This is a genomic window from Rhodococcus sp. AG1013 (assembly GCF_003350365.1).
Taxonomy (GTDB): Bacteria; Actinomycetota; Actinomycetes; order Mycobacteriales; family Mycobacteriaceae; genus Prescottella.
In genome coordinates this window covers 14,662-27,522 of record NZ_QQAT01000004.1, presented here as the reverse complement: position 1 = coordinate 27,522, position 12,861 = coordinate 14,662, and the positions used below count along the sequence as shown (strand labels likewise).

Annotated in this window: 11 protein-coding genes; 7 read left to right on the top strand and 4 right to left on the bottom strand. The window is 70.2% G+C overall.

From position 1 onward, the window contains the following. Positions 1-2: 2 nt before the first annotated feature. On the bottom strand, positions 3-356 hold the full coding sequence (gene clpS / locus DEU38_RS07140; protein WP_114719501.1) for an ATP-dependent Clp protease adapter ClpS: 354 nt from the start codon (positions 354-356) through the stop codon (positions 3-5). On the opposite strand from clpS, the gene DEU38_RS07135 reads away from it, so the two are divergent. The 6 genes from DEU38_RS07135 to DEU38_RS07110 all read left to right on the top strand — a co-directional run bounded on the left by DEU38_RS07135 (position 355) and on the right by DEU38_RS07110 (position 7,513). Further along, positions 355-1,779 (top strand): nicotinate phosphoribosyltransferase, encoded by a 1,425-nt coding sequence (locus tag DEU38_RS07135; RefSeq protein WP_114719499.1) that lies wholly within the window; start codon positions 355-357, stop codon positions 1,777-1,779. The two genes, clpS and DEU38_RS07135, sit on opposite strands and share 2 nt — an antisense overlap. Before the next feature lie 14 nt (positions 1,780-1,793). After that, positions 1,794-2,366 (top strand): isochorismatase family protein, encoded by a 573-nt coding sequence (locus DEU38_RS07130; RefSeq protein WP_114719497.1) that lies wholly within the window; start codon positions 1,794-1,796, stop codon positions 2,364-2,366. A 25-nt stretch (positions 2,367-2,391) separates the two neighbouring features. After that, the gene (locus DEU38_RS07125) at positions 2,392-4,452 is read left to right on the top strand and encodes an ATP-dependent DNA helicase (RefSeq protein ID WP_114719988.1); all 2,061 of its coding nucleotides are present in this window, start codon (positions 2,392-2,394) and stop codon (positions 4,450-4,452) included. A gap of 67 nt (positions 4,453-4,519) precedes the next feature. Beyond that, positions 4,520-5,440 carry an ABC transporter ATP-binding protein gene (locus DEU38_RS07120; protein ID WP_114719495.1) on the top strand — a complete coding sequence of 307 codons (921 nt, stop codon included), beginning with the start codon at positions 4,520-4,522 and terminating at the stop codon, positions 5,438-5,440. Beyond that, complete coding sequence (locus DEU38_RS07115) at positions 5,437-7,086, top strand: ABC transporter permease (RefSeq protein ID WP_258557679.1); 1,650 nt, start codon at positions 5,437-5,439, stop codon at positions 7,084-7,086. Before DEU38_RS07120 ends, DEU38_RS07115 begins: the two co-directional genes overlap by 4 nt. Before the next feature lie 85 nt (positions 7,087-7,171). Continuing rightward, on the top strand, positions 7,172-7,513 hold the full coding sequence (locus tag DEU38_RS07110; protein ID WP_114719493.1) for a YciI family protein: 342 nt from the start codon (positions 7,172-7,174) through the stop codon (positions 7,511-7,513). A 52-nt stretch (positions 7,514-7,565) separates the two neighbouring features. Here the strand turns inward: DEU38_RS07110 and glgP are convergent, their stop codons facing one another. The 3 genes from glgP to DEU38_RS07095 all read right to left on the bottom strand — a co-directional run bounded on the left by glgP (position 7,566) and on the right by DEU38_RS07095 (position 12,203). Then, entirely contained in the window at positions 7,566-10,166 is a 2,601-nt protein-coding gene (gene glgP, locus DEU38_RS07105; RefSeq protein WP_114719491.1) for an alpha-glucan family phosphorylase, read from the bottom strand. A gap of 10 nt (positions 10,167-10,176) precedes the next feature. Further along, entirely contained in the window at positions 10,177-11,568 is a 1,392-nt protein-coding gene (locus DEU38_RS07100; RefSeq protein ID WP_114719489.1) for an FAD-binding oxidoreductase, read from the bottom strand. A 71-nt stretch (positions 11,569-11,639) separates the two neighbouring features. Continuing rightward, positions 11,640-12,203 carry a peptide deformylase gene (locus DEU38_RS07095; protein WP_114719487.1) on the bottom strand — a complete coding sequence of 188 codons (564 nt, stop codon included), beginning with the start codon at positions 12,201-12,203 and terminating at the stop codon, positions 11,640-11,642. Positions 12,204-12,248: 45 nt separating this feature from the next. Here DEU38_RS07095 and DEU38_RS07090 point away from each other — a divergent pair, with 45 nt between their 5' ends. After that, positions 12,249-12,794, top strand: coding sequence for a PadR family transcriptional regulator (locus DEU38_RS07090; protein WP_114719485.1), 546 nt, complete (start codon positions 12,249-12,251; stop codon positions 12,792-12,794). The last annotated feature ends 67 nt before the right edge of the window (positions 12,795-12,861 follow it).

Genomic DNA, 12,861 nt, shown 5'->3' with positions numbered 1-12,861 from the left:
GTCTAGCTGCTGTCGCGCTGCATGGTCGCCCACAGGCCGGCCGCGTGCAGCTTGCGCACGTCGTTCTCGACCTTGTCGCGCGAACCGCTCGACACGACGGCCTTTCCTTCCTTGTGGACCTGCATCATCAGGTCCGTCGCCTTGGCTTTGCTGTAGCCGAAGAGCTTCTGGAAGATGTACGTCACGTAGTGCATGAGGTTGACGGGATCGTCCCAGACGACAGTTACCCACGGCCGATCCTGGGCCTCGGTCATCTCCTCGATTTCCGCCTCGGCAGGAGAGACCTGGGGCGCTGCGGCGGGCATCTTGCCGACCGGAACTGCGGTCGGGAAAGTCATTGTGGAACACGGCGCCATGCGTCCAGGGTACGGCGTGGCTCCGGAACTCGACACCCGCGCCCGGCGCCCGAATCGTAAAGTTGGGCCCGTGGCAACCGTTCCCGCAGAGAGCACCGGACTTCGTCCGAGTACCGCGCTTTTCACCGACCAGTACGAGCTGACGATGCTCGAGGCGGCCCTCACCGACGGCTCGGCGCACCGCCGCTGCAGCTTCGAGGTCTTCGCCCGCCGACTGCCGGACGGGCGCCGGTACGGCGTCGTCGGCGGCATGGGCCGAATCCCGGACGCATTGGCGCACTTCCGCTTCGGCGAACCCGAACTCGAGATCGTCTCGCGCTTCCTCGACAGCTCCACCGTGGACTGGCTGCGCGACTTCCGGTTCTCCGGGGACATCGACGGCTACCGCGAGGGCGAGCTGTACTTCCCCGGATCACCGATCCTGTCCGTGCGGGGCACGTTCGCCGAATGTGTCCTACTCGAGACCCTGGCGTTGTCGATCCTCAACCACGACAGCGCGATCGCGTCGGCGGCCGCCCGCATGGTGAGCGCCGCGGACGGTCGTCGGCTGATCGAGATGGGGTCGCGGCGCGCGCACGAGGAGTCGGCCGTTGCGTGCGCCCGCGCGGCGTACCTCGCGGGGTTCGACGCGACGTCCAATCTCGAGGCGGTCCGCCGTCACGGCGTGCCGGGCGCGGGAACCAGCGCGCACGCCTTCACGCTGCTGCACACCGCGGACGGAGCGCCGCAGGAGGAGGCCGCGTTCCGCGCGCAGGTCGCCGCGCTGGGGGTGGGCACGACACTGTTGGTCGACACCTACGACATCACTCAGGGCGTCAAGAACGCCGTGGCCGCGGCGGGCACCGGGCTCGGCGGCGTGCGCATCGACTCCGGCGACCTGGGTGTGCTCGCCCGCCAGGTCCGCGACCAACTGGACGGCCTCGGCGCGACCGGCACCAGGATCGTCGTCTCGGGTGATCTCGACGAGTACGCCATCGCGGCTCTGCGCGCCGAACCGGTCGACGCGTACGGGGTCGGGACCTCGCTCGTGACGGGATCCGGGGCACCCACGGCGGGCATGGTCTACAAGCTCGTCGAGGTCGACGGCGTTCCCGTCGAGAAGCGCAGCAGCCACAAGCAGTCGCGGGGCGGCACCAAGCGGGCGATGCGGCTGAGCCGCCCGTCCGGCACCGTCGTCGAGGAGGTGCTGTACCTCGCCGGCGCGCCGGCCCCGGAGGTCGGAGACCTCGAGGCGCGGGAACTGCTCACCCCGATGGTGCGCGGCGGCGACCTGGTCGGCGACCTACCGACGCTCGAGAACGCCCGCGCGCTGCTCGCGAGCAATCTCGTGAGCCTGCCCTGGGAGGGGCTCAAGCTCTCGCACGGCGATCCGGCCGTGCCGACCCGTTTCGCCATGTCGGCCGAGCCGACGATCACGACGTGAGAGGAGGGACGAGCGTGACCGGGAAGGCACTGATCGTCGTCGACGTCCAGAACGATTTCTGCGAGGGCGGCGCGCTCGCGGTCACCGGCGGCGCCACCGTCGCGACCGACGTCAACGACCTGTTCGGCCAGGGCTACGCGGCGATCGTCGCGACCCGGGACCACCACGTCGATCCGGGGCCACACTTCTCCGATCACCCCGACTTCGTCGACACATGGCCCCCGCACTGCCGGGCCGGGACGCCGGGCGCGCAGTTCCATCCGGCGCTCGAGACCGCGCCGCTGCAGGAGGTGTTCTCGAAGGGCGAGTACAGCGCCGCGTACTCGGGCTTCGAGGGCGTCTCCGCCCGCGGTGAGTCGCTCGCCGGCTGGCTGCGCCGCCACGGCATCGACGCCGTGGACGTGGTGGGCATCGCGACCGATCACTGCGTCCGCGCGACCGCACTGGACGCGGCCACCGAGGGATTCCGCACGCGGGTGCTGCTCCCCTTCACCGCCGGCGTGTCCCCCGTCACCGTGGAGGCCGCGCTGGCCGAACTCGATGCGGCGGGTGTCGAACTCGTCGGGCAGGTCGGCGACCGCGACTGACGGCCCCGCGCAGTACCCTGTTGCGGTGTCCGACCGTGCCCGAGAGCTGCCCAATGTCCCGGAACTTCTCGAGGTCGCGATCCGGACGTTGGGTGGCAAGCCCCGCAAGAACCAGCTGACGATGGCATCCGCCGTCGCCCACTCGATCGATACCGGCGAGCACCTCGCGGTGCAGGCCGGGACGGGTACCGGCAAGTCGCTCGCCTACCTCGTGCCGAGCGTGCGCCACGCCGTCGAGTCCGGCCGCACCGTCGTCGTTTCGACCGCGACCATCGCTCTGCAGCGCCAGCTCGTCGACCGGGACATGCCGCGCCTGGCGGACGCGCTCACGTCGGCGTTGGGACGGCGCCCCCAGTTCGCGATCCTCAAGGGCCGCGGCAACTACCTGTGCATGAACAAGATCCACACGGGCATGGCGCAGGACGATCCGCCCGAGGCGGAGCTGTTCGACGCGTTCGCGATCAGCCGTCTGGGCCGCGAGGTGCAGCGGCTCACGAAGTGGTCGTCGGACACCGAGACCGGTGACCGCGACGACCTCGTGCCCGGCGTGAGCGACCAGGCCTGGCGGCAGGTCAGCGTCAGCGCCCGCGAATGCCTCGGCAAGTCGCGCTGCCCCGTCGGCGAGGACTGCTTCGCCGAGCGGGCCCGCGCCGAGGCCGCACAGGTCGACGTCGTGGTCACCAACCACGCGATGCTCGCGATCGACGCGATCTCCGGCATCGCGGTGCTGCCCGAACACGACGTCGTCGTCATCGACGAGGCCCACGAACTGGTCGACCGGGTCACCGGCGTCGCGACGGCGGAGCTGTCGGCGTCGGCGATCAGTGCCGCCGCCCGCCGCAGCATCAAGATCGTCGAGGAGCAGGACGTCGACCGGCTCGAGGGTGCCGCCGAGGGCTGGGCCGACCTGCTCGAGGATCTGCCCGCCGGGCGCTGGGACTCGCTGCCCGACGGTGTCTCGATGGCGTTGGCCGCGGTCCGCGACGCCGCCTGGAACGTCCGGACGGCGATCGGGCCGTCCAAGCCCGGCATGGCGGCCGCCGATCCCGAGGCCGCGGCCGCCCGCAACGCCGCACTGTCGGCGATCGACGAGATCCACGACAGCGCGGTCCGGGTGCTCACCGCGTTCGACGAGCCCGACCCGGCCAAACGCAAGGACGTCGTGTGGCTGTCGGTCGACGAGAACCGCGGAAACGTCCGCCGGGTGGTCCGGATGGCGCCGCTGTCGGTGGGCGGGCTGCTGCGGGCGAGCCTGTTCGCGGAGTCGACGGTGGTGCTGACGTCGGCGACGCTCACGGTCGGCGGCTCGTTCGACGGGCTAGCCGTCAACTGGGGTCTGCCGCCGGAGTCGCCGGCGCGCAGCGACACCGCGACCGCGATCGGCAAGGAGGCGCCGTCGGACGCCGGTGTGCTGCGCTGGAATTCGCTCGACGTCGGCTCGCCGTTCGACCACGCGAAGGCCGGGATCATGTACGTCGCCCGGTACCTGCCCCCGCCCGGGCGCGACGGCCTGTCCCCCGCCTTCATGGACGAGATCGCGGAACTGGTGACCGCGGCCGGTGGCCGCACACTGGGACTGTTCTCGTCGATGCGCGCCGCGAAGGCCGCCGCCGAGGAGATGCGCCAACGCCTCGACGTCCCGATCCTGTGCCAGGGCGACGACGCCACGGGCACGCTGGTGAAGAAGTTCGCCGAGGACGAGGCGACGACGCTGTTCGGGACGCTGTCGCTGTGGCAGGGCGTCGACGTTCCCGGCCCGTCGCTGAGTCTGGTGATCCTCGACCGGATCCCGTTCCCGCGCCCGGACGATCCGCTGCTCATCGCCCGCCAGCAGGCCGTCGAGTCGCGCGGCGGCAACGGCTTCCTGTCGGTGGCCGCGAACCACGCCGCCCTGCTGCTGGCGCAGGGGGTGGGGCGTCTGCTGCGCAGCGTGGACGACAAGGGTGTCGTCGCGGTCCTCGACTCCCGTCTGGCCACCGCGCGTTACGGCGGCTACCTGCGGGCGTCGCTGCCGCCGTTCTGGGAGACGGCGGACCCGAAGGTGGTGCGGCAGGCGCTCGCCCGGATCGCGGCGTCGCGGCCCTGAGACGCGGCTGAGCACGCACCCCGGCAAAACTGGGCCGACGCCCCCGCATCCGCCCTATGCTCGGGCGATGGACCCGGTGATCTCGGTTCGTGGCCTCGCCAAGCGTTTCGGTGACGTCCATGCCCTCGACGGCCTCGACCTCGAGGTCGGCCCCGGCGAGGTCCACGGCTTCCTCGGCCCCAACGGATCCGGCAAGTCCACCACCATCCGGGTGCTGCTGGGTCTGCTGCGCGCCGACGGCGGCGAGGTGTCCGTACTCGGCGCCGACCCGTGGCGCGACGCCGTCAGCCTGCACCGGCACCTCGCCTATGTGCCGGGCGATGTGAACCTGTGGCCCAACCTCACCGGCGGCGAGGCCATCGACCTGTTCGGACGGCTCCGCGGGGGCCTCGACGAGGCGCGGCGCCAGGAGCTGATGGAGCGCTTCGAACTCGATCCCACCCGCAAGGGCCGCACGTACTCGAAGGGCAATCGGCAGAAGGTCGCGCTGATCGCGGCGCTGGCCGCCGATGCACAACTGCTGATCCTCGACGAGCCGACGTCGGGCCTGGACCCGTTGATGGAGGCGGTGTTCCAGCAGTGCATCGGCGAGGCGACGCGGGACGGCCGCACGATCCTGCTGTCGAGCCACATCCTGGCCGAGGTGGAGTCGCTGTGCGGGGTGGTCACGATCATCCGCGCCGGCCGGACGGTGCAGAGCGGCACCCTGCGCGAGCTGCGCCACCTGACCCGGACCACGATCACCGCCACCACCCGCGAGGCTCCGGACGGGCTCGCCTCGATGCCGGGTGTGTACAACCTGCAGACGCTCGTCGACCAGGACAACGGCATCACCTTCGACGTCGACTCCGACCGGATCGATTCGGTCATGTCGACGCTCACCGGACTCGGCGTGCTGACGATCACCGCGCACCCGCCGACGCTCGAGGACCTGTTCCTGCGCGAGTACAGCGACGAGTTCGACTCGCTGGGCATCGAGCGACGATGACGGCGCAGGTCGCGGGCGTCGAACGGGTCACCGGACCGGCCGGGACCTCGACGACGGACCGTCTCGCCGGGACGTGGACGCTCACCCGGTTGGCGCTGCGGGTCGACCGGATCCGGCTGCCGGCGTGGGTGATCGCGGTCGGCGGCTCGACGGTGCTGCTGGCGTCGAGCTACCAGACCCTCTACCCCACCCCGGAATCGCGTCAGGCACGCGCCGCCCTCATCGAGTCGCCGGCCGCGACGGCGCTGGCCGGGCCCGGCTACGGACTGTCCGACTACACGCTCGGCGCGATGGTGGCGAACGAGATCGCGGGGATGACGATGATCGCCGTCGCGGTCATGTCGGTGCTGTTGGTGACCCTGCATCTGCGGACCGAGGAGGAGTCCGGCCGCGCCGAGATGCTGCGTTCGGCCGTGGTCGGCAGATTCGCGCCGATCACGTCGGGACTCGCGGTGGTGCTGTTGGCGAACCTGCTGATCGGACTGGTCCTCGGGCTCGGTCTGACCGCGGTGGGACTGCCGGCCGTCGGGTCGTGGAACCTGGCCGCCGGGGTGTTCATGGCCGGTCTGGCGTTCGGCGCGACATCGGCCCTGTTCTCGCAGGTCACCGAGCATGCCCGCACCGCGAGCGGACTGGGTCTGGTCGCGGTCGCGGCCGCGTACCTGCTGCGCGCGATCGGGGACGTCCGCGCCAAGGAGGACGGCAGCGTGTGGTCGTGGCTGTCGCCGATCGGCTGGGCGCAGTCCACCCGCGCGTACGTCGACGAGCGGTGGTGGCCACTGCTGCTGGGCCTCGGCGCGGTGGTCGTCGGTGTCGTCCTCGCCTACGCGGTGGTGGGCCGACGCGACGTCGGCGCCGGCCTGGTGGCCCCGCGGGGCGGCCGGCCCCGCGCGAGCAGCACCCTCACCGGGATCGCCGCGCTGACGGTGCGCATGCAGCGCAACCAGATCGTGGCGTGGGGAATCGGCGTCGTCGCGCTCGCCTTCCCGATCGGGGCGCTGGGCCAGCAGGTCGCCGACTTCGTCAATCAGGACCCCCGCCTGGCCGGGCTGCTGCCGGGAGGCGAGGCCAACGCCGCGCAGGGCGCGTTCGCGCTGTACCTGGTGTTCCTGACCATCATGGCGTGCATGTACGCGCTCACCGCCGTCCAGTCGGCGCGCAACGAGGAGACGTCGGGCCGGGCCGAGGACGTCCTGGCGAGCCCGGTCTCCCGCTGGCGGTGGCTGGGCGCGCAACTGGCCGTGATCACTGTCGCGACCGCGTTGATCGTGCTGGCGGCGGGTGCCGCGATGGGCATCACCGCGGCCGCGACGCTGCACGACGGTTCGATGTTCGGGCGCCTCGTCGGCGCCGCCGCGAACGGACTGCCCGCCACGCTGACGATCATCGGGCTGACCGCGGCGGTGTACGCGTGGTTCCCGCGCCTGCTGGCGGTGGTGTGGGTGTACCTCGGTTACGCCCTGGTGATCGGGATGTTCCTCGAGGTTCTGCCGGACTGGACCGGTTGGGCATCGCCGTTCCACTTCACGCCGAACATGCCGGCCGACGCGTTCGACGTCGTGCCGCTGATCGTGCTGTTCGTCATCGCGGCGGCGCTCTACGTGCTCGCGCTGGTCGGGTTCCGGCGCCGCGACATCCAATCCTGACGGATGAGGATACCGTGGCGAGCAGCGGATGTCCGACGGGGAGCGGGGGTGTCCCGGTGACAGTACGAAAGAAGGAGTCGACGCGATGACGAAGTACCTGATCTCGTTCCCGAGTGGCGCCATGGTCTTTCCCGCCGAGGATCTGCAGGCAGTTTCGGATGCGGCGCACGCGGTGGTCGAGGAGGCGAAGGACGCCGGCGTCTGGGTGTTCGGCGGCGGAATCGACGAGAGCGTTCCGCCCGTCCTGGTCGACGGGGACGGCACGGTGACCGAGGGCACGTACCCGCAGACGAAACAGCTCGAAGGCGGCTACGCGCTCCTCGAGTTGCCCTCCCACGAGGCGGCCCTGGAATGGGCTGCGAAGATCGCGGCTGCCTGCCGGTGCGCGCAGGAGGTCCGCGCGTTCCAGTACGACCCCGCCAGCTGACGGGTTCGGCCTCGCGGGGAATCATGCCCCGCGGTGTCGAAGCGGTCTCGACCTAGACGTACGGCGCCGCGACGAGTCCCAGCTCGGCGTCGGTGGCGAGCAGGTCGTGGTGCGGCAGGACACGGACGGTGTAGCCCACCGACCCCGACACCGGCAACGGTGTGGTGGCCTCGAACACCTCCCCCAGCCCGTCGGTGCCGGTGTGCACCATCGGCACGGCCGTCACGTCGGTGAGGTCCTCGGTGGGGCCCACCTTCCCGAGCACCGCCTGCACGACGACGTCCTCCGGCGACAGCCCACCGAGTCGGACGTACGCGCGCAGCGACAGATCGGCGCCGATCTCGGGGTTGTCGGGCAGCCCGGCGCTGTCGACCTGCGCCACCTGCACGCCCGGCCATACCGCACCCACCCGGCGCCGGTACTCGGCCACCTCGCGGGCGCCGGCGAAGTTGTCGGGCAGCATCTTCCGGGCCGCGGCCGCCGCCGGCGCGTAGTACTCGACGGCGTAGTCGCGGACCATGCGCGACGCCAGCACCTTCGGACCCAGGGTCTGCAGCGTGTGACGGACCATCTCGAGCCAGCGGGTCGGCAGCCCGCCGCCGTCACGGTCGTAGAAGCGTGGCAGCACCGACCGCTCGAGCAACTCGTACAGTGCGGTGGCCTCGAGGTCGTCGCGGCGGGTCTCGTCGGCGACACCGTCGGCGGTGGGGATGGCCCAGCCGTTCTCCCCGTCGAACATCTCGTCCCACCAGCCGTCGCGGATGGACAGGTTCAGTCCGCCGTTGAGCGCCGACTTCATGCCCGACGTCCCGCACGCCTCGAGCGGGCGCAGCGGGTTGTTGAGCCACACGTCGCAACCCCAGTACAGGTACCGCGCCATCGACATGTCGTAGTCGGGCAGGAACACGATCCGGCGCCGGACGTCGTGCTGGTCGGCGAACCGCACCACCTGCTGGATCAGGGCCTTGCCGCCCTCGTCGGCGGGGTGACTCTTGCCGGCGACCACGAGCTGCACCGGACGCTCGTCGTCGAGCAGCAGCGCGCGCAACCGCTCGGGGTCCCGCAGCATCAGGGTGAGGCGCTTGTACGTCGGGACACGCCGCGCGAACCCGACGGTCAGGACGTTCGGGTCGAACACCTCTGTCGTCCAGCCGAGCTCGGCCTCGGTCGCGCCGCGCTCGAGCCATGACGCGCGCACCCGGCGACGAACCTCGTCCACCAACTGCGCACGCAACGTGTTCCGGGTCGACCACAGTTCACCGGAGTCGATCTCCCGCAGCCGTTCCCAGCCGCGGGCCTCCTCCAGCAGGCCCGGCCCCACGAGTCGGCGTCCGAGGTCCATCCACTCACGGGCCGCCCACGTCGGAGCGTGCACGCCGTTGGTGACCGAGCCGATCGGCACCTCGGCGGCGTCGAAGCCGGGCCACAGCGACTCGAACATCTCCCGGCTCACCGCGCCGTGCAGCTTCGAGACCCCGTTCGCGCGCTGGCCCAGCCGAAGTCCCATGTGCGCCATGTTGAACACGCCGGGGTCGTTCTCGCCGCCGAGCGCGAGGATGCGGTCCACCCCCAGTCCGGGCAGCAACGTCGACTCCTGCTCGCCCTCGCTGCCGCCGAAGTAGCGGCGCACCAACTCGGTCGGGAACCGGTCGATACCCGCCGGGACCGGGGTGTGCGTCGTGAACACCGTGCCGGCGCGCACCGCCGCGAGCGCGGCGTCGAAGTCCAGTGCGGAGGTGGTGATCAGCTCCCGGATGCGTTCGAGGCCGAGGAAACCGGCGTGTCCCTCGTTCATGTGGAACACCTCGGGATCGGCGATCCCGTGCGCGCGGGTGTAGGCGCGAACCGCCCGCACACCGCCGATGCCGGCGAGGATCTCCTGCTTGATCCGGTGGTCCTGGTCGCCGCCGTAGAGCCGGTCGGTCACGGCGCGCAGTTCGGGATCGTTCTCCGCGATGTCCGAGTCGAGCAGCAGCAGCGGCACCCGGCCGACCTGCGCGATCCACACCCGGGCCCGCAGCACGCGGCCGCCGGGCATCGCGATGTGGATGAGCACCGGCGCGCCGGGTCCGCCGTTCTCGGCGCTCTCGGTGAGCAGCCGCAGCGGCAGCCCCTGCGGGTCGTGGGCCGGGTAGTGCTCGGCCTGCCAGCCGTCCGCGGTGAGCGACTGCCGGAAGTAGCCGGAGCGGTACAGCAGCCCGACGCCGATCAGCGGCAGCCCCAGATCCGACGCGGCCTTGAGGTGATCGCCGGCGAGGATGCCGAGCCCGCCGGAGTAGTTCGGCAGCACCTCGGTGACACCGAACTCCATCGAGAAGTACGCGATCCCCGTGGCCAGCGCGGCACCCTTGCCGAGCTGGTCCTGGTACCAGCGGGGCCGGGTCAGGTAGTCGTCCAGATCGGCGGCCGAGCGGTCCAGCTCGGCCAGGAACGCCTGGTCGGTCGCCAGTTCGTCGAGCCGGTAGGGATCGACCTCGCCGAGCATCCGGACCGGGTCGTGGCGCACCGCCGTCCACAGGTCGGGGTCGATCGACGCGAACAGATCCTGTGTCTCCGGATGCCACGACCAGCGCAGATTGGTCGACAGCGGCCCCAGGGCCGCGAGACGCTCGGGCAGGTGGGCTCGGACGGTGAACCGACGCAGGGCTTTCACGCCGCGAACACTACCGACTTTCGACACCACCGATCAGCTGAAGTCGGCGGGCCAGGTCCGAGACGAACACCCTCTCCGGGTCCATCCGGTCCCGAACGGCGCGCCATTCGGCGAGCCGCGGATACATCTGCTCGACGCGTTCGGGTCTGGTGCGGGAGTCCTTCGCGAAGTAGAGCCTGCCGCCGGCGGCGAGGACGCGCTCGTCGAGCTCGTCGCAGAATCGGCCGAGTCCCCTCCTCATGGGGAAGTCGAGGCTCAGCATGAATCCCGGGTGCGGCCACGACAGCGGGGCCGGGTTGCCGTCGCCCATCCGCTTGAACACGTTGAGGAACGAACGGTGACCGGACTCGGCGATCCTGCGCACGATGTCGGCGAGCTGCTGCTCGGCACCGAACGGGATCGAGAACTGGTACTGCATGAAGCCTTCGCGCCCGTAGGCCCGATTCCATTCTCCGAGCAGGTCGAGCGGGTGGTAGAACTGCGTCAGATTCTGGATGGTGCCGCGACCGTGCTTCGGGTAGACGCGATACGCGGCCTCCGCAGCGATACGCACGGTGAAGCGGTTGACCATCCCGTTCGGGAAGACGTCCGGGACCGTGAACAGCTGCGGGGCGTTGAACCGCAGGGGATCCCGACGCAGCTTCGGCGGCAGTTGATCGAGCGTCGCCAGCGATCCCCGGGTGAACCCTGCCCGACCCAGCTTCGGACCGGTCGAGATCGTGTCCGGAACCGACATCGAGTAGTCGTAGCCGTCGTCGGAACCGCCGGTCAGCAGTTCCATCGTCTGGTCGAGGTCGGCGGTGCGGTCGTGGTCGGCGATGAAATAGGCGGTCTCGGTGTGCTTCATGCGCACTCGCGCCCGCACCACGATGCCCGTCAATCCCATTCCCCCGACCGTCGCCCAGAACAGGTCGCGATCGGCGCCGGTCGGCGAGAGCGTGCGGATCGTGCCGTCGGCGGCGAGGAGGTCGAGCGACTCGACGTGGTTGCCGAAGCTGCCGTGCGAGTGGTGGTTCTTGCCGTGGATGTCGGCGCCGATCGCGCCGCCGACGGTCACCTGCCGCGTGCCCGGCAGGACCGGCACCCACAGACCGTGGGGCAGAACGGCGCGCATCAGCGCGTCGAGGCTGACGCCGGCATCCGTGTCGACGACGCCCGAAGCCGGATCGATGTGGTGGATGCGGTCGAGGGCGGTCATGTCGACGACGAGCCCGCCCGCGTTCTGTGCCGGGTCGCCGTAGCTGCGTCCCAGGCCGCGGGCGATGACGCCCCGCGGGCCCGATCGCTGCACTGCCGACGCGATCACGTCGAGGTCGGGCGTCGAGAGCACGTCGGCGGTCGATGCCGCACGCCTCCCCCACCCGCTGAGCGAACACCGCGCGGTTTCGAACTCGGCTGTCACAGTCACCGCGCCACGATAGGCGCCGTCGACCGCCGATGTCGCGAGAATCGGTGGGCCTCCGTGGCGACGTTTCAGCCGAGGGCGCCGTCCGTGGATCCGGGGAGCCACGAGCCACCCGGCTCGGTCCAACCCCGCAGCTTGATCATCTTGCGAGCGGCGCGTCGATGACGGCCGATCAAACGATCCACATAGAGACGGCCCTCCAGATGGTCGACCTCGTGTTGGAAGCATCGCGCGAGGTATCCGGTCGCCTCGACGACGATGGGCCGATTTCCCGTGTCGACTCCGCTGACTCGCGCCCAGTCGGCGCGACCCGTGGGGAACCGCTCGCCGGGAACCGAGAGGCACCCCTCGAGTTCATCTGGGTCCGGCATCGTCTCCGGCCGCTCCGAGGTTTCCAACGTCGGATTGATCACGCACCCACGATGACGAACACCGTTGTCGATCAGGTCGTACACGAACACCGCGCGCGGATCACCGATCTGGTTTGCGGCGAGACCCGCACCGTTCGCTGCTGTGTTGGTCTCGAACATGTCGGCGACGAACGCCGCGAGCTCGGAGCCGAAGCGGGTCACAGGGACCGCCGGAGTTGCCAGAAGAGGATCGCCGGCGATCACGATGGGTCTCACAGTCATCCAAACGAGAGTACTCAAATACGAGTACTCGTGTACAAAGGACGAATGAATCCCACGCGGTTGTTCGTTCTGGGAGCACTGGCCAAACGCGGGCCGATGCACGGGCATCAACTGCGCCGGGACGCCCGCGTGGACCGCGCCGACCTGTGGTCGCAGGTGAAACCCGGGTCTCTCTACGGGGCACTGCACAGGCTCACAGAGGAAGGACTCATCCGCCCCCTCCGCACCGAGCAGGACGGGACGTTTCCTGCGAGAACGATCTACGAGATCACCGACGAAGGCGGCCGCGAGCTACGAGCGCTTCGGGACGAAGCCCTCAGCGAGATACATCTCAAGCCCGACCCGGTCGATCTCGCCCTAGCCGTCAGCTCGGACGTCGACCGAGAGATCCTGCGCGGTTACATCAGCGACCGCGTCGCCGCACTGCGCGCACGTCAGTCCCAGTTGAGCCACCAACTCGACCGGCGATGGCCCGACCAGAGCAAAGCGGACGATCTGATCCTCGAACACGCACAGATGCGCGTTCAGGTCGAGATCGATTGGCACGAGCGAGTTCTCGTTCATATCGACAAGCTCGACCAGCACTCCTGACGCGCGCGCGGGCCGACGACACGTGATTCGTCCGCACGATCCCCGCGCGTCGCGATCCACTGAACTA

What these genes read in the sequence shown, in the direction of transcription:
- DEU38_RS07135 (WP_114719499.1), top strand. Translation starts at nt 355, where the DNA reads ATGCGTCCAGGGTACGGCGTGGCTCCGGAACTCGACACCCGCGCCCGG.
- clpS (WP_114719501.1), bottom strand. Translation starts at nt 356, where the DNA reads ATGGCGCCGTGTTCCACAATGACTTTCCCGACCGCAGTTCCGGTCGGC.
- DEU38_RS07120 (WP_114719495.1), top strand. Translation starts at nt 4,520, where the DNA reads ATGGACCCGGTGATCTCGGTTCGTGGCCTCGCCAAGCGTTTCGGTGAC.
- DEU38_RS07115 (WP_258557679.1), top strand. Translation starts at nt 5,437, where the DNA reads ATGACGGCGCAGGTCGCGGGCGTCGAACGGGTCACCGGACCGGCCGGG.
- DEU38_RS07110 (WP_114719493.1), top strand. Translation starts at nt 7,172, where the DNA reads ATGACGAAGTACCTGATCTCGTTCCCGAGTGGCGCCATGGTCTTTCCC.
- DEU38_RS07095 (WP_114719487.1), bottom strand. Translation starts at nt 12,203, where the DNA reads ATGACTGTGAGACCCATCGTGATCGCCGGCGATCCTCTTCTGGCAACT.
- DEU38_RS07090 (WP_114719485.1), top strand. Translation starts at nt 12,249, where the DNA reads ATGAATCCCACGCGGTTGTTCGTTCTGGGAGCACTGGCCAAACGCGGG.